This is a genomic window from Pseudomonas sp. SL4(2022) (assembly GCF_026625725.1).
Classification (GTDB): Bacteria; Pseudomonadota; Gammaproteobacteria; order Pseudomonadales; family Pseudomonadaceae; genus Aquipseudomonas.
The window spans coordinates 2293016-2313709 of record NZ_CP113060.1; the positions used below are offsets into that span (position 1 = coordinate 2293016).

The 20694-nt window shown below is 62.1% G+C and carries 12 protein-coding genes and 2 pseudogenes; 3 read left to right on the forward strand and 11 right to left on the reverse strand.

All coding sequences use genetic code 11. The features are described from left to right. Nucleotides 1-19: 19 nt before the first annotated feature. The 5 genes from selO to OU997_RS10920 all read right to left on the reverse strand — a co-directional run bounded on the left by selO (nucleotide 20) and on the right by OU997_RS10920 (nucleotide 10133). A complete protein-coding gene (gene selO, locus OU997_RS10900; protein ID WP_267806544.1) occupies nucleotides 20-1480 on the reverse strand; it encodes a protein adenylyltransferase SelO in 1461 nt (486 codons plus the stop codon). 73 nt (nucleotides 1481-1553) lie between these two features. After that, nucleotides 1554-4913: a mechanosensitive channel MscK gene (gene mscK / locus OU997_RS10905; RefSeq protein WP_267806546.1), complete on the reverse strand. Its 3360-nt coding sequence runs from the start codon at nucleotides 4911-4913 to the stop codon at nucleotides 1554-1556. A gap of 108 nt (nucleotides 4914-5021) precedes the next feature. Next, nucleotides 5022-6767, reverse strand: coding sequence for a potassium/proton antiporter (locus OU997_RS10910; RefSeq protein ID WP_108485886.1), 1746 nt, complete (start codon nucleotides 6765-6767; stop codon nucleotides 5022-5024). A 235-nt stretch (nucleotides 6768-7002) separates the two neighbouring features. Continuing rightward, nucleotides 7003-8805 carry an acyl-CoA dehydrogenase gene (locus OU997_RS10915; protein ID WP_267806548.1) on the reverse strand — a complete coding sequence of 601 codons (1803 nt, stop codon included), beginning with the start codon at nucleotides 8803-8805 and terminating at the stop codon, nucleotides 7003-7005. 284 nt (nucleotides 8806-9089) lie between these two features. Continuing rightward, complete coding sequence (locus OU997_RS10920; RefSeq protein ID WP_267806550.1) at nucleotides 9090-10133, reverse strand: NAD(P)H-dependent flavin oxidoreductase; 1044 nt, start codon at nucleotides 10131-10133, stop codon at nucleotides 9090-9092. A gap of 95 nt (nucleotides 10134-10228) precedes the next feature. On the opposite strand from OU997_RS10920, the gene OU997_RS10925 reads away from it, so the two are divergent. After that, on the forward strand, nucleotides 10229-11077 hold the full coding sequence (locus tag OU997_RS10925) for a 23S rRNA (adenine(2030)-N(6))-methyltransferase RlmJ (protein WP_267806551.1): 849 nt from the start codon (nucleotides 10229-10231) through the stop codon (nucleotides 11075-11077). Here the strand turns inward: OU997_RS10925 and OU997_RS10930 are convergent. After that, nucleotides 11074-12330 (reverse strand): HD-GYP domain-containing protein, encoded by a 1257-nt coding sequence (locus tag OU997_RS10930; protein WP_108485890.1) that lies wholly within the window; start codon nucleotides 12328-12330, stop codon nucleotides 11074-11076. The two genes, OU997_RS10925 and OU997_RS10930, sit on opposite strands and share 4 nt — an antisense overlap. A gap of 82 nt (nucleotides 12331-12412) precedes the next feature. Beyond that, nucleotides 12413-12976 (reverse strand): PadR family transcriptional regulator, encoded by a 564-nt coding sequence (locus tag OU997_RS10935; RefSeq protein WP_267806552.1) that lies wholly within the window; start codon nucleotides 12974-12976, stop codon nucleotides 12413-12415. A gap of 128 nt (nucleotides 12977-13104) precedes the next feature. Between OU997_RS10935 and OU997_RS10940 the strand changes: the two genes are divergently transcribed. Next, entirely contained in the window at nucleotides 13105-14760 is a 1656-nt protein-coding gene (locus OU997_RS10940) for a phytoene desaturase family protein (protein WP_267806553.1), read from the forward strand. Between the two features lie 210 nt (nucleotides 14761-14970). Here OU997_RS10940 and msrA read toward each other — a convergent pair whose 3' ends face one another. The 3 genes and pseudogenes from msrA to OU997_RS21000 all read right to left on the reverse strand — a co-directional run. Then, complete coding sequence (gene msrA, locus OU997_RS10945) at nucleotides 14971-15618, reverse strand: peptide-methionine (S)-S-oxide reductase MsrA (protein ID WP_267806554.1); 648 nt, start codon at nucleotides 15616-15618, stop codon at nucleotides 14971-14973. Between the two features lie 64 nt (nucleotides 15619-15682). After that, nucleotides 15683-17881: pseudogene (locus OU997_RS10950) on the reverse strand (putative bifunctional diguanylate cyclase/phosphodiesterase); the annotation flags it as partial. A gap of 78 nt (nucleotides 17882-17959) precedes the next feature. Further along, nucleotides 17960-18343: pseudogene (locus tag OU997_RS21000) on the reverse strand (diguanylate cyclase); the annotation flags it as partial. 102 nt (nucleotides 18344-18445) lie between these two features. On the opposite strand from OU997_RS21000, the gene OU997_RS10955 reads away from it, so the two are divergent. Next, entirely contained in the window at nucleotides 18446-18949 is a 504-nt protein-coding gene (locus OU997_RS10955) for a hypothetical protein (RefSeq protein WP_108485895.1), read from the forward strand. A gap of 100 nt (nucleotides 18950-19049) precedes the next feature. Here OU997_RS10955 and aceF read toward each other — a convergent pair whose 3' ends face one another. Beyond that, nucleotides 19050-20690: a dihydrolipoyllysine-residue acetyltransferase gene (gene aceF / locus OU997_RS10960; RefSeq protein WP_267806556.1), complete on the reverse strand. Its 1641-nt coding sequence runs from the start codon at nucleotides 20688-20690 to the stop codon at nucleotides 19050-19052. Nucleotides 20691-20694 lie beyond the last annotated feature (4 nt).

Sequence of the window (20694 nt, forward strand, 5' to 3'; positions counted from 1 at the left end):
GCAGGCTCCTCAACCCAACCTACGACGAGCAGCTGATTTCCAGATGCTTGCCCCATTCCGGCGGGCGCTGGGCGTAGTGTTCGAAGCCGGGCTGCTCGTCGAAGGGGCGCGACAGCACCTGATGCAGCTCACGCACCGGGGCGTAATCGCCCTGTTCGGCGGCTTCGATCACTTGCTGGGCCAGGTAGTTGCGCAATATGTACTTGGGGTTGGCCGCGTGCATGTGTGTACGCCGTTGCAGTTGGTCGTCACCATCGCGGGCACTGCGCGCCAGGTAGTCGGTAGCCCAGGCATCGAAACCAGCCAGGTCAGTGAAATCGTCGCGCAGCCGCGCTACGGCTTGCGCTGCCGGGCTGTCGCCGAGCTCGCGGAAGAACAGGGTGTAATCCACCGCGCTGCTTTGCATCAGTTGCAGCAGGCGCTGCACCAGGGCTTCATCGCCCTCATCGGCACTGAGCAGGCCCAGGCGCTTGCGCATCAGATCGAGGTAATGCGCCTGGTACAGCGGCAGGAACAGGCCGAGCGTCTCGCGCAGCGCTTCTACATCGACCAGCGGTACCAGAGCCTGGCCGAGGGCGGCGAGGTTCCACTGGGCAATGGGCACCTGATTGCTGAAACTGTAGCGGCCGGTGTCATCGGAATGGTTGCAGATGTGCTGGGCATCGAAATCATCGAGAAAGGCGTAGGGGCCGTAATCGAAGGTGATGCCGAGGATCGACATGTTGTCGGTGTTCATCACGCCATGGCAGAAACCGTAGGCCTGCCAGTAGGCGATCATCGCGGCGTTACGCTCGATGATTTCGCGGAACATTGCCAGGTATGGCTGTTCCTGCTGTAAACAGCCGGCGTAGTGGCAGTGCAGCACATGCTCGGCGAGCTGTTTGAGCAGCTCATGCTGCTGGGTGTAATAGAAGTACTCGAAGTGGCCGAAGCGGATATGACTGGGTGCCAGGCGCAGCACCATCGCCGCGGTTTCCCGTTTTTCGCGCCACACCGGGGTGCTGGAGCCGGTCACGCACAGCGCCCGCGAGCTGGGGATGCCGAGGGCGTGCAGGTGTTCGCTGGCGAGAAACTCGCGAATTGATGAGCGCAATACGGCACGGCCGTCGCCCATGCGCGAGTAGGGCGTTTGTCCGGCTCCTTTGAGGTGCAGGTCCCAGTGCTCGCCGGCGTCGTTGATGACCTCGCCCAGCAGCAGGCCACGGCCATCGCCCAGGCGCGGGTTGTAGCCGCCAAACTGATGCCCGGAATAGACCATGGCGCGCGGCTCGGCGGTGCTCCACAGCTTGTGCCCGGCGAAGATCTGCGCGGCCACCTCGCTGTCGGCTTCGCTCGGGTCCAGATCAAGCAGGGCCATGGCGGCCGGGCTGGCAACGACCAGGCGCGGCTCGGCAATCGGCTCGGGCAGCACATGGGTGGAAAAGGCGTCGCCGAGGCGGGCGAAGCGGTTATCGAACTGCAACTCGATCAGCGACTTCACGATCAGGCTCCAGCCGGGCGAAGCCGCCCAGCAGTGGTCAGGTAACGGCCCGCAGAGGCGGGCCGGTGGCGCGTTACTGTGGATCGACGGCCGGAGTGGGAGGCGGCAGTTTGCTCTGCTGGGCATCAGCGACGGCCGTAGCGGCGACCATTTGCCCGGTGGTCAGGTTGAGTTCCTGGCCATGCAGGTTCTTGATCATCACCTCGACCTGGTTGAAGGCCATCTCCACGTTGTGCTCACGGAAGCTCAGGGCAATGCGCGTGAGGATCTCGTCGGTGGCGGCGTTGCGATCGCCCAGCTCGCGTACGTGGAAGCGCAGTTCGTAGTCGAAGGTGCTGGCACTGATGGTCAGGAAGAACAGCAGTGGTGCCGGATCGCGCAGTACCCGTGGGTTTTCCTCGGCGGCCTGCATCATCAGTTTGCGAGCCAGGGGCAGATCGGTCTCGTAGGCCACGCCGATCTTCACGATGACCCGGGTGACGGTATCGTTGAGTGACCAGTTGATCAGTTGCCCGGTGACGAAGGTCTTGTTCGGTACGATGATTTCTTTACGGTCGAAATCGGTGATGGTGGTGGCGCGGATGCGGATCTTGCTCACGGTGCCGGACAGGTTGCCGATGGTCACCACGTCGCCGATGCGCACCGGGCGCTCGAACAGGATGATCAGGCCGGAGATGAAGTTGGCGAATATCTCCTGCAGGCCGAAGCCCAGGCCGACCGATAGCGCGGCAACCAGCCATTGCAACTTGTCCCAGCTGACGCCGAGGGTTGACAGGGTGGCGACAAAACCGATGCCGACAATCGCATAGGACAGCAGGGTGGTGGTGGCGTAGGCGCTGCCCTGGGCCAGGTTCAGCCTGGAGAGCACCAGCACTTCAAGCAGACCGGGCAGGTTGCGCCCCAGGGCAATGGTGATGCCGACGATGATCAGGGCACCGAGCACATCACTGAGGCTGATCGGCACCAGAGTGGCGGCGTCGCCGGTACCGCTGCTGTATTGGTAAAGGGTGATGTTGTCGAGGTAGGCGAATACCGAGATCAGGTCTGCCCAGACCCAGTACAGCCCAGCGATAAAGGTGCCGAGCAGGGCCAGACGAATCAGGCGCAGCGACTGCTGGTTGACCTGTTCGATATCCAGTGTTGGCTCCTCGACCAGGGTTTCCGTGCCTTCGCCGCTGTCCTTGCTCTGTGCCTGGCGTTTGGCCGTGGCGCGCTGGTAGGCCAGGCGCCGCGCCGCCACGCCCAGGCCGCGTACGAAGGTGGCTTCGACGACCAGCCAGATCACCAGCAGATAAAGCGTGTTGATCAGGCGATCACTCAGTTTCAGAGCGGTGTAGTAGTAGCCGAAGCTGACCGCGACAATCAGTGCCAGGGGCAACAGGCTGAAGCCGATGCCGATCAGCATGCGGAAAGCCGAGGCGTGTTCGCGTGCCGGGCCGGTGAGCAACAGTTTGTGCAGCAACCAGACCATCAGCGCATAACAGGTCAGCACCACGGTCAGGCCGATCACGTCATCGCCCAGGCCGGCGGGCTGGTGTTTGGCCACCGTGACCACCGCCACCAGGGCCATCACCACCAACCCCAGACGGCGTACCTGGCGGTGCAGGAAGGCCACTTGCGGGCGACCCCAACGGAAGTGCAGTTCCGCCACGCCACCATCAGCGAGGATGCGGTACAGGGTGTAGAACACCAGCCAGGCCTGGGCCATCTGAAACAGCGCCTCACCCAGGTTGGCGTTCTGTCCACGGGCGTCCATTTGCAGGGCAAAGCCGCATAACGCCAGGAACAGCGTGCCAGGCAGTGCCAGCAACACGTTGAGCATGATTGCCATGGGGGTGTGTAACTGGCTGTCACGCTTGAAGTGGCCGATGTCCTGATGCAGTTCGGTGAGCTTGCGGTACAGGTACCCACGCCGCCAGAGCAGTACAACGATCAGCAGCAGTAAGGGTAGAAACAGCAGCGGACGTTCGGTCAGGCCAGCGCCCAACTGGTGCAGGTTGGCGCCCCAGGGCAGTTCGGCAATCTGCCGCTCGAGCAGGTGTGGCACCGACTTGAACCAGGCCAGGTCCAGTGGCTTGTTGCTGGGAATCCAGAACATCTGTTCGTCGAGGGTCGCGCGCAGGGCTTCGGCGGTGGTCTTCAGCTGTTTCTGGTTGAGCTGCAGGGTGATGGACTCGTTCAGCAGGCTGTTCAGCTCGCGGTTGAGCCGATCAATCAATTCGCGGCGGGTATCGATGATGGCCAGCAGGTCATTGCGCAGTTCGGTGATGTTCGACTCGTTGGCCTGACTGCTGAGCAAGCTGTCGACGTAGGCCACGGGGTTGTTGATGGCTTCGCGCTGTTGATTGAGTTCGAACTGATACAGGCGCAGATCGGCAATCTGGTCGGGCAGGTTGCTGTCGATTTTCAGGGTCGGCAACGCCTGCTGTTGCTTATAAAGAATGCGCGAAAGCAACAGGCTGCCTTGCAGCACGCTGATCTGTTCTTCCAGGGCCTGGTCGCTCTGGCTCAGGCTGTCGAGCTGCTGCTTGGTCTGCAGGTTCAGGCGCGTCAGCTCGCTGAGCCGGTCGGTGGCGCGCAGCAGGTAATCGGACAGTTTCAGGTTGTGTGCACTTTCCTGCGCCAACAGGCTGTCGCTACCGGCTTTTTCGGCCTCGCGGGACTGTTCGGCGAGGGTCTGCTCAGAGAGGTTGCGGCGCTTTTCGTTGATCAGGGTCTGCAGGTCGAGCAGTTCCTGTTCCAGGCGCTTGATACGCTCCTCCAGCAGGCTGCGGCGGCTGTTACCGAGATCCTGCAGCAGGCTGTTGCCAGCCAGCTCCTGGCGGCGCAGTTGGGTTTGCGCATCGAGCTTGGCCAGTTCGGCATTCAGTTGATCACGGCGTTCGCTGCTCAGCGGTTTGCCGGCATCGCGGCCGCTCTTGAGGATGGCGTTGATCTTCTGGCTGCGGGTCTGGTTGTCACTGATCTCAGCCTGAGCGCGTTCCGGCCGGGTTTGCGCGGTGGTCACCAGGCTGTTGGCCTCGATGATCTGTTTTTGCCACTCGTTGAGTTGTGCGTTGCGTTCTGCCAGCAGTTGTTCGAGTTGAGTCAGGGCACTTTTGCCATAGCGCAGATTGACCTGGGTAGGCGTGCTGTTCTTCAGTCGCTGGTAATCGCGCTGTGCCTCAGCAATCAGGCGTGGTGCCTGTTGCAGCTGTTTTTCAAGGTCGGCCAGGCGTTGTTGGCTGTCGCCCTGCTCGGTGAGCAGGGCGAGGGTCTTTTCCAGTGTCTGCTTGATTGCCAGTTGCTCGGCTTCTGGCAACTTGCGATCGGCCAGGCTGTCCAGGCTGCTTTGCACGGCAGCTCGGCTGGGGGCGTCGGCCGCCTGTAGCAGTGGGGTATTCAGGCACAGCCCGAACAGGGTGATGGCAAGGCAAATGCGAAGAGAGGGCATAGTGACGATCGTTGGCTCGAAAAGAAGCTGAGTTTAACAGGCGCGTGGGTCAGCGCCTGTGTTGCGCATAACGGGCCGTGCAGAACGGTGTTCTGCGCGTGCACCGGGCTACAGGAACAAGCTCGGAGCGGGGCTGCTGCCTTCGGGGAATCTGACGCCGACTTTGCGGATCTTGTTCCCTTCCATGGCCGCCACTGTCCAGGTCAGGCCTTGCCATTCGACCTGGTCACCAATGACCGGCTCACCCCCAATTTCATGGGTGATAAACCGGCCCAGCGGCATCTGGCCATCGGTCTCACCCAGTTTCAGGCCATAAAGGGCTGCGACTGCGGCCAGTTCGGCATCACCTTCCAGGACAAAATCACCAAAGAAGCGCAGGTCCTGACCGCGTTTGGGCGCCTGACTGAACAGCCGGCCCAGGGCGGTGAGGTTATGTTCGTGGCCGACCACGCAGAGCAGATCACCGGCTTCCAGTGTGGTACTGCCGGAGGGATGCAGCAGCTCGCGGTCACGGAACAGTGCAGCGATACGTGTACCTTCCGGCATGTTCAGCTCGCGCAGCGCCGCTCCGATACACCACTTTTCTGCGCCGAGGCGGTAGATGAACAGCTCCCACTCGCTGGTTGGGTGGGTTTCCAGGCCCGCGCGGGAAATCGGCGCCGGATCAGGCGGTACGGTGACCTTCAGCAGCTTGGCTGCCCAGGGCAGGCTGGTGCCCTGCAGCAGCAGCGACACCAATACGATGAAGAAGGCCACGTTGAAGAACAGCTGGGCATTCGCTAGGCCGGCCATCAGCGGGAACACGGCGAGAATGATCGGCACTGCGCCGCGCAGGCCGACCCAGGCGATGAAGGCCTTCTCGCGGTCGTGGAAGGCGCGGAACGGCAGCAGGCCGATGAATACTGACAGCGGCCGGGCGAACAGGATCATCCACAGCGCCAGGCCCAGAGCCGGCAGGGCAATGGGCAGCAACTCGTGCGGGGTGACCAGCAGGCCAAGGACCAGGAACATACCGATCTGCGCCAGCCAGGTTAGACCGTCGAGGAAATGCAGGATGCCGTGACGCGAGCGGATCGGCCGGTTGCCCAGCAGCAGGCCGCACAGGTAGATGGCGAGGATGCCGCTGCCGCCCACGGCGTTGGTCACCGCGAAGATCATGATCCCGCCGCTGACCACCAGCAGCGGATAGAGGCCGTTGGCCAGGGTCATGCGGTTGACCACCTGCAGCAGCAACCAGCCAGCGCCAAGGCCGAGCAGGCCGCCGATGCCGAACTGCTGGATCAGGTGCACGACGAAGGTCCAGCTGAAGCCGGACTCGCCGCTGGCAAGCAGCTCGATCAGCGTTACGGTGAGGAACACCGCCATCGGGTCGTTGCTGCCCGACTCGATTTCCAGGGTGGCGCTGACTCGCTCGTTGAGCCCGCGTCCGCCGAGCAGACTGAACACTGCAGCGGCGTCGGTGGAGCCGACGATGGCGCCGATCAGCAGACCTTCCATCCAGCTCAGTTCGAACAGCCAGGCCGCTGCGATGCCGGTCAGTCCGGCGGTAATCAATACACCGACGGTGGCCAGTGAAAGTGAGGGCCACAAGGCCACGCGGAAGCTGGATACGCGGGTTCGCATGCCGCCATCGAGCAGGATGATGGCCAGCGCCAGGTTGCCTACCAAGTAAGCCGTTGAATAGTCGTTGAACGCGATGCCGCCGGGGCCGTCGGTGCCGGCGAACATGCCGACCACAAGAAAGATCACCAGAATCGGGATGCCGAAGCGTGAACCGAATGCACTGACCAGAATGCTCATTGCCACCAGCACGCCACCGATCAAAAACAGATTATTGATGGTGCTGGCATCCAAGGCGCGTACTCCGTGCGAGGTGGTCGACTGCGCCAGTAGGCATGGCGCATGCCAGGGATTCTAACCGCTGCTCGTCTTTGTCGCTGGAAAAAAACGGCCTCTGTTCAGCCTGGCGTCAGGCAGGCTGGGCGATGTGCATGGCTGACGAGGCGGTGGGCCATACCTTGCGCCATAAAAAATGCCGCTCAGCTTCTGCTGTGCGGCATTGCAAGGGGTAGCAGGTATCCCGTAGGGCTCAGAACCAGGCGTCCTGCATCGCCAGGCAGGTGTCGTCGCGGGCTTCAAGGATGGCCAGGTCGTGGTGGCAACTCGGCACTTCCCAGGTCAGGAAGTAACGTGCGGCCTGCAGCTTGCCTTGGTAGAAGTCGACATCGGCGGCATTGCCGCGGGCCAGGCCTTTTTCCGCGCGAATGGCCTGTTCCAGCCAGCGCCAGCCGATCACCGTATGGCCGAACACCTTGAGGTACAGCGCCGAGTTGGCCAGGCCTTCGTTGACCTTGCCGCTCATCAGGTCGCCCAGCAGGGCCAGGGTCACCGCTTGCAGGCGTGCCAACAGGTGCTCCAGCGGCTGGCGCAGGGCGGTCAGCGAGGCGTGGGCTTCGGCGCGCTGGCAGGTGCCGTGGATCAGCTTGAGCAGCTGCTTGAGCGCCGCACCGCCGTTCATCGAGACCTTGCGGCCCAGCAGGTCGAGGGACTGGATGCCGTGGGTGCCTTCGTGGATCGGGTTGAGGCGGTTGTCGCGGTAGTACTGCTCCACCGGGTAATCGCGGGTGTAGCCGTGGCCGCCGAGAATCTGGATGGCCAGCTCGTTGGCCTTGAGGCAGAACTCCGACGGCCAGGATTTGACGATTGGGGTGAGCAGGTCGAGCAGTTCCAGGGCGATGCGGCGCTCGTCCTCGGTCTCCAGCGTCTGGGTGTCGTCGAACAGCCGTGCGGCATACAGGCCGAGGTCGAAGGAACCTTCCACGTAGGCTTTCTGGGTCAGCAACATGCGCCGCACGTCAGCGTGTTCGATGATCGAAACTTGATTGGAGGTCGGGTCTTTGCCATCGGGTAAGCGGCCTTGCGGACGCTGGCGGGCGTAGTCCAGCGAGTACAGGTAGCCGGCGTAGCCGAGCATCACCGCGCCCATGCCAACGCCAATGCGCGCTTCGTTCATCATCTGGAACATGTAGCTCAGGCCATGGTGCGGTTTGCCCACCAGGTAGCCGACGCAGTCGCCGTTATCACCAAAATTCAGCGCGGTGGAGGTGGTGCCGCGCCAGCCCATTTTGTGGAACAGCCCGGCCAGCACCACGTCGTTGCGCTTGCCCAGGCTGCCGTCATCGTTAACCAGAAACTTCGGCACGATAAACAGGCTGATGCCTTTCACGCCCGGCGGGGCATCCGGCAGCTTGGCCAGCACCATGTGCACGATGTTTTCCGACAGTGGATGGTCGCCACCGGATATAAAGATCTTGTTGCCCTTGAGCCGGTAGGTGCCGTCTTCGGCCGGTTCGGCGCGGGTGCGGATGTCCGACAGCGAGGAGCCCGCGTGGGGTTCGGTCAGGGCCATGGTGCCGAAGAACCGGCCGTTGATCATCGGCTGCAGAAAGCGCTGCTTTTGCTCGGCGGTGCCGAAGTTCTCTATCAGATTAGCCGCGCCCATGGTCAGGAACGGGTACGAGGTGGTCGCCGCGTTGGCCGACTGGAAGTGAGCGAAGCAGGCCTGCGACAGCAGGTTGGGCAGCTGCATGCCGCCGACGTCGAATTCGCGGGTGGCGTTGAGGAAGCCCGCCTCAAGGAAGGCATCCACCGCCGGTTTCACTTCGGGGATCAGCACCGCCGCGCCGTCGACGTACTCTGGCTCGTGCTCGTCGTTTTTGCGGTTGTGCGGGGCGAACAGGTTTTCCGCGATGCTGCGGGCGGTGTCGATGGCCGCGTCAAAGGTTTCGCGGCTGTGTTCAGCGAAACGCTCACGCTGGGTCAGGCCTTCGGCGTCCAGCACTTCATACAGCTCGAAGGCCAGGTTGCGGGAACTGAGCAGGGACTCGGACATGGGTATACCTCCGGTGGCGATGCGCCGAGTCTAGAACCTGTCTCGGCTCTGCTGCGCGTCGGCGATACTGCGTTAAAAACAGGCTCGGAATGCTCATTTACAGCTCGTAAACTCCGCTTCCTCGCCTGTTTTTGCCTTGTCTCGCTCTAGCTCGCGAGACCCGAAACAGATTCTATGCAGCTGCTTGCGCGGCTCCCAGCACTATTAATAAGCGTGATGGAGGCTTAGCGAGCAAAGCCACGGGCCAGTCATCCACCCTACGTTTTGCAAGGCAGCGTTCGTGCTTACTGGATAAACCCCTGCGCCAGCTCGTGGGTCAGTGCGGCGGCGCTGATGGCTTTGCAGCCGCTGACATTCTGCCCTGCCCAGAGTGGCGAGAAGTCGCCGCTGCCCTGGCTTTCTGCCTTGGTGCGCAGCGGGGCAATGGCCGCAGTCGCCAGTGGGAAGGCGGGTGCCAGTGGGCTGATCGGCCCCAGCTCGCGCATCACCCGGTTGACGATGCCCCGCGCCGGGCGGCCGCTGAACAGGTTGGTCAGCGCCGTGTGTTGCGCCGCCGGGCTGCGCAGGGCTGCGCGGTGAATGGCGCTGGTGCTGGCCTCATCGCAGCACAGGTAGGCGGTGCCAATCTGCACTCCTGCAGCGCCAAGCGCCATGGCCGCGCGCACTCCGGCAGCATCGGCAATCCCGCCGGCGGCAATCACCGGCAAGCGCACGGCCTGGACGATCTGCGGCAGCAGGGCGAAGGTGCCGAGCTGGCTGCTCAGGTCCTCAGTGAGGAACATACCGCGATGACCGCCCGCTTCCAGCCCCTGGGCGATGATCGCGTCCGCGCCGTTGGCTTCGAGCCACAGCGCTTCCGCCACGGTGGTCGCCGAGCTAAGCACTTTGGCTCCGCACGCTTTTACGCGCGCCAACAGCTCAGCTGAGGGCAGGCCGAAGTGAAAGCTCACCACGGCTGGGCGGAATTCATCGAGCAAATCGGCCATTTCAGCACTAAACGGCAGGCGGCCGGGACCGCTGGCAATCGTCGCGGGATCAATGCCGAACTCGCGATAGAACGGACTCAGCGCCTCACGCCAGGCGGCTTCGCGTGCGCCATCAGCAGATGGTGGGGTGTGGCAGAAGAAGTTCAGGTTGTAGGGTTTGCGGGTTTTTTCGCGCAGTGCCTGCAGCTCCTTACGCAAACCGGCCGCGTCGAGCATGGCGCAGGGCAGCGAACCGAGTGCGCCGGCATGCGACACGGCGGCGGCCAAGCCGTGCAGCTGTGCGCCGGCCATCGGTGCCTGAATGAGGGGCAGCTCAATGCCCAATAGGTTTTGCAGTGACATGACGGTTCTCCCTTGCCTGATGGATCAGCGGCCACCGTACTGATCCATCCGGCGCCTGGCAAACTGGTAAACTGCCCGGCCACAGGAGCCTGCACATGAACTACCGTCACGCCTTCCATGCCGGCAACCATGCCGATGTGCTGAAACACTACGTCCTCACTCGCCTGATAGCCCTGCTGTCACGCAAGGAGGCGCCGTTCGCCTACCTCGACAGCCATGCGGGTATCGGTCTGTATGACCTGCGCGGCGATCAAGCCAGCCGCACCGGCGAGTGGCTGGAAGGCATTGCCCGGCTGTGGCAGGCCACCGATATACCGGACCCGCTGCTGGATTATCTGGAAGTGATTCGGGCGATGAACCCCGATGGTGAGCTGCGCCACTACCCCGGCTCGCCGGAGTTGGCGCGTTTGCTGACGCGCGAACAGGACCGCCTGCACCTGAACGAAAAACACCCCGAAGACGGCCGCCTGCTCAAGGAAAATATGCACGGCGACCGCCGCGTCGCCGTGCACTTGGGCGAGGGCTGGTATGTGCCGCGCGCCCTGCTACCAACCCGTGAAAAGCGCGCCCTGCTGCTGGTCGATCCGCCGTTCGAGCAGGTCGATGAAATGGAACGCTGCGCGCAATCCCTGAGCGAAGCCATCGGCCGCATGCGTCAGGCGGTGGTGGCGATCTGGTACCCGATCAAGGACCTGCGCCAGCTCAAGCGCTTCTACAGCGACGTGCAAAAAAGCAAAGCGCCCAAGCTGCTGCGCGTCGAGCTCTACGTACACGCCACCGATGAAGCCGCGCGCCTCAACGGCTCGGGTCTGGTGATCAGCAACCCGCCATGGGGCCTGGAAGATGAACTCAAGCTGATCCTGCCGTGGCTGGCTGACTTGCTTGGGCAAAGCCAGGGCGGCTGGCGACTGGATTGGTTGATCGAGGAAAGCAGCGGCAGCTAACGGCCTTTGGCCGGTTCGACAAAGTAGCTCAGCTGCTGGCGCGGATTCAGGTACTCCAGTGCTGCGCGCGGCAGCTGCGCCGGGCGCAGGCTGCTGGCGATGCCGAGGCGTGTTTCCTGTTCCAGGTCGATGATCAACGCCTCGTTTTTGGGCACCTCGGCATCGTAAACCACCAGTGTTGGTTTCAGCGGCAGGCCGGGGTTCATGCCCAGCACCAGGCCATAGCGCTGATCGTCCAGTTGCACCAGGCAGCCTGGCGGATAAACGCCCATGCAGCGGATAAAGGCTTTCAGTGCCACTGCATCGAAGCGCGCATTGTATTGCTTGAACATCAGCGCCAGGGCTTCGTGCGGGCTGAGGCCGTCGCGTGGGTTGAGCGGGTTGCACAGGTTGTCGAACTGGTTGGTAATGCACACCAGACGACTGAGGCGGCCGATGGCCGCTTCACGCAGCTGACGCGGGTAACCGCTGCCGTCGCAGTACTCATGGTGCTCGTTGATGATGCGCAGTACTTCATCATCCAGCATTAGCTTGTGGCCCATGCGCAGGCCAAGTTCGCAGTGCAGTTGCAGCAGCTGTTGTTCCGGGCGGGTCAGCGGCTCGGGCTTGAGCAGCACCTTGCTGGGTACTTCCAGTTTGCCGACATCGTGCAGCAGCGCACCCATGCCGAGGATATGGCAGTCCTCGCTGTCCAGGCCGAGCTGGCGGCCCAGCATCAGGCTCAGCACCGTGACGTTCAGGGAGTGCAGGTAATGGTCTTCGGCGGCCTTGCTATTGATGGTGTGCAGCACGGCACCGCTGCCGCCCAGCAGCGTGTCGACCATCGCGCCGACCACCTCGCCGGCCTGTTTGCAGGCTTCTTCGGGACGGCTGCGCAGGGTCTGATTGAGCGTCTTGACCTGCTGGCTGGCCTGGACGAATGTGCGGTCCACTTCGGCCAGGCGTTTGCGCAGGGCCTTGAGTTTTTCGGCGCGGGCCTGGCTGGCTTGCTGCTCTGCCGTGAGCGGTGCAGGTGCCGGCGTGCTGGCAACAGGGGGCTGGGGTTTGCTTTGACTCAGTGGCTCACAGTCACTGCGGGCCGGGTCATAGCGTAAGCGCTCAACACCCAAGGCTCGCAGGGCCTTGATCTGCTGCTCATCCTTGATCTTGAAGTTGCTGAAGGCAAAGTTGTGCTCCCACCAGGCCAGTTCGAGCTGGATATACAGACCAACACACAACTGGTCGGGTGAGATGTAGGCAGAGGGCGCAGGCATGCGGGTATCGGGGATGATGGCTAATGGCTGGCAGTCTAGCGGTTTGCCTACCGCCTGACAGCAGGCAGCAGGCGCTTCTGCACTAATTACGGGGTGCTTCGCTGCCGGTTGAGGGCGCGTGCAGGGCGTGCTCGACCTCATCGGCCCAGGCCAGCCATGACTGTTCGCCGAGAATGCCGCGGCGCAGGGTCAGGTAGGGCAGGCGCAGCGTATTACGTTGCTCATCCGGCAGGGCCAGGTAGTCGCGCTCGATGGCCAGCAGGCTGTCCAGGGTCTTGCGGTGTACGGCGATATGCCGCTGCATTTCCTCGCGCAGGTTGGCGGTCGAGGTGTGTGCGCCCGCGTAGAGTTTGACCAGCAACGCATCGTTGATCTTGTTCGGCTGCACCGGCTCGCCCAGCCAGCGCAGCAGCTCGGTATGGCCCGCGGGTGTGAGGTGGTAGTTCTTCTTGTCCGGGCGGGTGTCCTGAGCTTGTGCTTCGAATGCCAGCCAGCCGGCTTCACTGAGCTTTTTCAACTCCAGATAAACCTGCTGATGTTTGGCGTTCCAGAAGTAGCCGAGGCCATCCTTGAAGCGCTTGAGCAGGTCGTAGCCGCTGCCGGGTTCGCTTTCCAGGAGGATCAGGATGGCGTGCTTGAGCGACATAAAGTGTTTTCACCTGCGATGTACGGACGTGGACGTCAGTATACGGTCTATGCAAAAAGTTGCAGTGCGTGGAATGCCTGCCTAGTATGCAAAAACTTGCATAACAAACAGTAATCACGGAGTTGCTCATGAAACGCACAGGAACCCGCTTTCGTCCGCGTCTGGCGCGTAACGATTACGACGCCATCATCATCGGCTCCGGTATCGGCGGCCTGACCGCCGCCGCGCTGCTGGCCAGGCTTGGCAAGCGCGTGTGCGTGCTGGAGCAGCATTACACCGCCGGCGGCTACACCCATAGCTATGAGCGCGAAGGCTATGAGTGGGACGTGGGTGTGCATTACATCGGCGAGGTGCACAAGCCCTGGTCGACCATCCGCCGGGTGTTTGATGTGATCAGTGATGGGCAACTGCAGTGGGCGCCAATGGACGCCCACTACGACCGCATCGTGATTGGCGAGCAGACCTACGATTACGTGGCTGGGCGTGAGGAATTCAAGGCCGAGATGCTGCACCATTTTCCCGCTGAGGCTGCAGTGTTGGAGCGCTATGTTGACCTGCTCAGCGAGGTCAGTGCCAAGGTGCCACGTTTCTTCGCCGGACAAGCACTGCCGCGCTCACTCGGTATGCTGTACAGCCGGCTGCGGCGGATGTGGCTGCCGGACTACTTTTTCAAGACGACCCGTGAAGTGCTTGAAGGCCTGACCGACAACCAGCAGCTGATCGGCGTGCTCACCGCGCAGTGGGGCGATTACGGTCTGCCACCGGCTGAAGCTGCCTTCGTGATGCACGCGATGGTGGCCAAGCACTACATCACCGGCGGTAATTACCCGGTGGGCGGTGCGACGAAGATTTCCGAAACCATTATCCCGGTGATCGAAGCTGCTGGTGGGAATGTCTTCACCTATGCCGGGGTCGACAAGATTTTGCTGGAAAACGGTCGGGCAGTGGGCGTGCGGCTGCAGAAGGACGGTGTGGAAATCCGCGCTCCGCAGATTGTCAGCTGTGCGGGTCTGGTGCCGACCTACAGCCGTCTGCTCGACCAGCAGGTGGCCAGTGATTATGGCCTGCTGGAGCAACTGCCCAAGGTCAACCTCTCGGCCGCCACCCTGTGCCTGTACGCCGGCTTCAAGGGCAGCGCCGCCGAGTTGAAGCTGCCGAAGACCAACTACTGGGTCTATCCAACCCATGATCACGACCACAACGTCAGCAGTTTCATGGCCGGGCAGAACCCGGCGATGCCGCTGATCTATATCAGCTTCCCCTCGGCCAAGGATCCAGCCTGGGATGCGCAGTACCCGAACAAGGCCACGGTGGAAATCGTTGCACCGACCCAGCCGCAGTGGTTCGCAAAGTGGAAGGGCACCACCTGGGGCAAGCGTGGCGCCGATTACGAGGCGTTCAAGGCGCAGCTCACCGAGCAATTGCTGGAAACCCTTTACCGGCATCAGCCGCAACTGCGTGGTGCGTTGGATTTTTGCGAGCTGGGAACGCCACTGTCCACCGAATGGTTCCAATGGAACGAACAGGGCGAGATCTACGGCATCGACCATACCGTACAACGTTTTGAGCAGCACTGGATTCACAGCCAGACGCCGATCAAGGGCCTGTACCTGACCGGCGCTGATACCGTGACAGCCGGTGTGGGGGGCGCCCTGATGGCCGGTGTACTCACGGCCTCCTGCATGCTTGGTTGGCGCGGCTACAAGGTGGCGCAGCTGCTCAAGGGCTGGAAGCCTGGCGCGGCGCAAGCCAGTCAGCCTGCCTCCGCTGACGCGCCCCGCTAAACCTGCAGATCGATGCGCGTGCCCAGATGAGCGGGCGAGTTCGCTGGCGGCGTTGGCACTGCGGCAGCGCCTGCTGCCTGCAGTTCCAGTGTCTTGCGCAGCAGTTGCAGTGACGCAATTGCGGAAAACTGGCTGCTGGCTTGAGCGGCAACCGGGAGGCTGGAGGGACCAATATGCAGGGTGGCGCTCCTCTATGGTGGATGGCCCGACTCAGTCGGGCAGGCAGACCCCTGTACCGCCCAGGCCGCAATAACCGCCGGGGTTTTTCGCCAGGTACTGTTGGTGGTAGGTCTCAGCGTAGTAGAAGGGCGGCGCCTCGCGCACTTCGGTGGTGATCGGGCCAAAGCCGGCGTTTTCCAACGCTGCCTGGAACTGTGCGAGGCTGGCCTGGGCGGCGGCCAGTTGGGCCGCACCGTAGCAGTAGATCGCCGAGCGGTATTGGCTGCCAACATCGTTACCCTGACGCATGCCCTGCGTCGGGTTATGCGCCTCCCAGAACACTTTCAGCAGTGCGGCGTAGGACGTGAGCTGCGGGTCAAACACCACCAGCACCACTTCCGTGTGGCCGGTCAGCCCCGAGCAGGTTTCATCATAGGTGGGGTTGGGGGTATGACCGCCGGCATAGCCAACGGCTGTGCTCCATACCCCGGGTTGTTGCCAGAAGCGCCGCTCGGCGCCCCAGAAACAGCCGAGGGCAAAGACGGCCTGTTGCAGACCGGCCGGGAAGGGGCCTTGCAGGGCGTTGCCGTTGACGAAATGGGCGTCGGGCACAGTCATGGGCGTGGTGCGTCCCGGCAGTGCCTGCTCGGAGGTGGGCAGTTCAAGTTTGTGGGCGAGTATTTGCGAGCGCAGAACCATGACGGATTTCCTCGGTGGTGGTAGTGCATAGACCTGCGGCAAGGCGGTCTGTTACAGATTGCGCTTAGGCGTGCTGCTCTGACCTGGCGGCGCGCCGCTGATAGCGTTTTAGGCGCTCCAGCAGGTCACGCCCGGCAATCGGCTTATCAAACAGATAACCCTGGCCGATATCGCAGCGATGGCGGCGCAGGAAGTTTAACTGGGCGAGTGTTTCGACGCCTTCCGCGACAACCTTGAGCTTGAGATTGTGAGCCATGGCAATCACCGCCGAGGTGATTTCCATATCGTCCTGGTTCTCGGGAATATCTTTGATAAAGCTGCGATCGATCTTGATCACATCGATGGGGAATTTTTTCAGGTAACTGAGCGAGGAGTAACCGGTGCCAAAATCGTCCATGGCCAGGGTCAGGCCCAGGCTTTTCAGACGACTGAGCTGTTGTCGGGTGTCGTCAGTGGCTTCCAGCAGCAGGCTCTCGGTCAGCTCCAACTCCAGCAGTGAAGGCTCGAGTTGTTCCTCTTTCAGGATAATGGCGATTTCACCCACCAGATCAGGGTCGGAAAACTGCTTGGGCGACAGATTGATGGCCATTTGCAACGGAGTATGGCCGACGGCGATCAGCTGCTTGCTCATGCGACAGGCCTGACGGGTGACCCACTTGCCGATGGGGATGATCAGGCCGGTTTCTTCCGCCACGCTGATGAACGTATCCGGGCTGATCATGCCCTTCTCCGGGTGATTCCAGCGCAGCAAGGCTTCCATGCCCAGCAACTGGCCGCTTTTGAGGCACAGCTTGGGCTGGTAGAAGACTTCCAGCTCGTTCTGCATCAGCGCACGGCGCAGGTTGCTCTCGACGAACAGCTTGTCGTGGGCTTCGGCATTGAGCGCATCGGTAAACACCTGCAGCTGATTCTTGCCATTGGCTTTGGCCTTGTGCAGTGCCAGGCCGGTGTGTTTCATCAGCGTTTGCGGGTCATCACCATGCACGGGGGCGCAGCCCAACCCGATGGAGCCGGTGACGCTGATCAGCTGATTGTCGACAAACAAGGGTTTGTCCAGCGTCTGTAGCAGCTTCTGCGCGATCATCTGGCTGTCTGCCGCGTCGGCTTCCAGCAGCACGGCGAATTCGTTGCTGGCGAAGCGCGCCAGCACGCTGGTGGCCGGCAGCGTGTTACGCAGCCGGCGCGCCAGGCTGACCAGCAGTTTGTCGCCGGTCTGATGGCCGAGGCTGTCGTTGATTCGTTTGAAGTTGTCGATGTCCACCAGCAACAGGCTGATGGGTTTTGCCGTGTGTTCGGCAAAATGCTGTTCCAGGGAGCGGATAAAGGCGTAGCGATTGCCCAGGCCGGTGAGGCTGTCACGGAAGGCCAGACGCTCGATGTGTTGCTGCGCCTGCTTGCTGGCCGTGATGTCCTCGTAGATGCCGATGTAGTGGGTCAGGCCGCCATCGTCGGCGTATACCTTGGACAGTGAGAGTTGGCCCCAGTAAGGGTCCAGGTTCTTGCGGCGGCTCTTGAATTCGCCTTGCCAGCTGTTCTGCTCGGCCAGATTGGAGCGTGCATCAAACAGCAGGTCGCTGAGGTTCTCCAGCGCCGGGATTTCTGAAAGACGGCGACCCTGCACTTCAGTGGCGCTGTACAAGGTGATGGCGGTGAAGCTCGGGTTGACGTATTCCACCAGACCATCGCGATCCAGCAGGATGATGGCACTGGAACTCTGTTCAACGGCGCGCTGGAACAGGTTCAGGGCATTGGTCGCGGTACGGCGTTGCTGGTTGGTCAGCACTTGGGCGTAGTGGTCGGCCAGTTCGCCGGCGAAGGCAATTTCATCGGCCTGCCAGGTACGCGGCACGCCACAGTGTTCCAGGCAGAGCACGCCGACCACATCACCTTCGATGCGGATGCTGGCGTCGAGCATGGAGCTGATACCCAGCGGGTCTAGGTAGATGTTGCTCAATTCACATGTGCGCGGGTCGCGATGGGCATTGTGAGCGTCCAGCGCACGGCCACTGTGCAGGGCTTGCAGGTAGGCCGGATAGGCGCTGGCGTCGATATCCGCTTGCTCAATCGGCCGGCCCAGGTCGCGCTGATAAAGTGCCACTGGGCGCAACCAATGCTTATCGATCATCCATACGCCAGCGCGGTTGACGCCATACAACTCACAGGCACTCTTGCAGATCAGTTCGGCGGCTTCGCGTAAGGGATTGCTGTCGCCGTAGTGGCGGCGTGCAAGGTTCACGATCAGGTGCTGTTGCGCTTGGGTGCGTTGCTGCTGCGCCTGAGCTTCGGCTTGGGTTCGTGGGTAGGACAGGGTGTTGGCCGGCGCGCTGTCAGGGTGTTGCAGCACCATCAGGTAGCCGCGCAGTAGGTGCCGTCCATGTTGCTTGAAGCGCTCTCCCAACTCCATCAGCGTCAGGCTGCCGCGCGGGGTGTGCATGCGGTACTGCACAGAGTAGTGGGGCTGCTGGTTGAGCTGTTGCTGAATGGTGTCGTGCAGCTGATGGCGCGCACTGGGCTCCATCAGGCTGGCGTAGGGGGCATCCAGCAGGGAGCAGAGCTGATTGGCCGGCAAGCCGAGCTGTTGTTCGCAGCCTGAGTCGAGGTACAACAGTGTCCAGCTGGCTTCATTCAAGCGCTCGAAACGCAGCATGCCGAGGCGCGAAGGCACTGGCAACTGCGTCACAACCTCGGCCGCAATACGACTGGCGGCATCGGGATGGCTTTTCATTCGGTGGCTGGCTTCCAGTATGCTGATCGGCGTTAATCGATCGACTTCATTTATCGCGTCGGGTAAGGGTGCATCATGCAATTGCGACTGACAAGAAAACTAATGGCAGGCGTGTTGTTGAGCGCTTGCGCGGTTACGACCCCATTGTTTGCTGCCGAAGCCGACTCGGTACTGAGCAGCGCTGAGCAAGGCCATTATCTGCATGAACTCAAGCGTCTTTACCTGACCCAGGATGAGCGCCAGGCGCTGTTTGCCCACTGCAATGATCTGCTGAATACCTACGCCCTGCGTGCGGCCTATCAGGTGGGCCAGGCTCAGCGTCATGACCGGGTCTATCAACTGCGTCAGGGCGCCTCTGGCGAGCTGCTGCTGCGCGAGGAAAGCCGTGGGCAACGCGGCACCGACATCGTTGTGCGTAACCAGCGTGTGCAGCTGTTTGGTGCTGACCCCTTTGTGCGTTACGAATGCCCGAATGGCGGTATCAGTTGCGTACTGCACAACCCCAACGATGGCAGCCCCCTGCTGACCATCGTGCGTGATCACAAGGGGGCTGCCGAGTTGGCCAAGGCGCTGAGCTTTCTGATTCGCAATCTGCAGAAGGGCTGATGCATGACAGATCATCGGTCGTCCTAAATCCACTCAAAAAAAACCCCGCCGAAAGGGGCGGGGTCGAGGATGCGAGCGTGGCTGCTCGAAAGTTGATGCGTTACAGCAGCAGGGTGCGGATGTCTGCCAGTACGTCACCCAGGCGCTTGGTGAAGCGCGCCGCAGCGGCACCGTTGATCACCCGGTGGTCGTAGGACAGCGACAGCGGCAGCATCAGCTTGGGCTGGAAGGCTTTGCCATCCCAGACCGGCTGGATGGTCGCCTTGCTGACACCGAGGATTGCCACTTCTGGTGCGTTGACGATCGGCGTAAAGCCGGTGCCGCCAATGTGGCCGAGGCTGGAGATGGTGAAGCAGGCGCCCTGCATGTCATCCGCCGCCAACTTCTTGGTGCGTGCTTTCTCTGCCAGGGCCGCCGCTTCAGCCGCCAGTTGCAGCAGGCTCTTCTGATCGACATTCTTGATGACCGGCACCAGCAGGCCATCTGGGGTGTCCACGGCAAAGCCGATGTGCACGTATTTCTTGCGGATGATCGCTTTGCCGCTCGGCGCGAGTGAGCTGTTGAAGTCCGGCAGTTCCTTGAGCAGGAAGGCGCAGGCCTTGAGCAGCAGCGGTAGCACAGTAAGCTTGACGCCAGCCTTTTCTGCCACGGTTTTCTGCGCTACGCGGAAGGCTTCCAGCTCGGTGATATCGGCCGAATCGAACTGCGTCACGTGTGGCACGTTGAGCCAGCTGCGATGCAGGTTGCTGGCGCCGACCTGCATCAGGCGGGTCATCGCCACTTCTTCGATTTCACCAAATTTGCTGAAGTCCACCACCGGGATCGGCGGAATACCCGCACCACCGGTTGCACCGGCGGCCGGTGCTTCCTTGGCCTTCTGCATCATCGCTTTGACGTACGCCTGCACATCCTCTTTGAGGATGCGCCCTTTCGGCCCGGTGCCAGGTACTGCGCCCAACTCGACGCCGAACTCGCGCGCCAGCAGGCGAACAGCCGGCCCTGCATGCACCTTGGCACCGTCGCGCTTGGGCGCGGCGGTCACGCTGGCGGCAGCGGCTGCCAGCGAGGCAATTGCACTGACCTCGGCGGCGACCGCCGGATGCGCGCCGGCCGGAACCTTGTGCACATCGCTGGTGGGCGCAGCGGCGGCAGCTGCGGCGCCGGCTACTTTCAGCTTGAGGATGAAATCACCGGTGCCGACTTCGTCTTCCAGTTTGACGCTGATGCTTTCCACCACGCCGGCCGCCGGCGAGGGGATTTCCATGCTGGCCTTGTCCGACTCCAGGGTAATCAGCGACTGATCGGCTTCGACGCTATCGCCGACCTTGATCAGAATTTCGATGACTTTGGCTTTGCCCGACGAGCCGATATCCGGCACATGCACGTCCTGCACGCTGCTGGATGCCTGGGTGGCGGGTGCCGGCGCGGCTGCTGGCGCGGGAGCCGCAGCCGCTTTGGGTGCTTCAGTGGGGACCGCAGCGGGTGTCGCGGGTGCTGTTTCGGCAGCGCCTTCAACTTCCAGCTCCAGCAGTTCGTCGCCTTCCTTCAGGCGGTCGCCCAGCTTCACTTTCAGGCTTTTCACCACGCCGGCTTTGGGCGCGGGGATTTCCATGCTGGCCTTATCCGACTCCAGGGTCAGCAGGCTCTGATCAGCGTCGATGCGGTCGCCTACTTTGACGAACAGCTCGATCACTTCACCCTCACCGCTGCCGATGTCGGGTACGCGAATCAATTCACTCATCGTT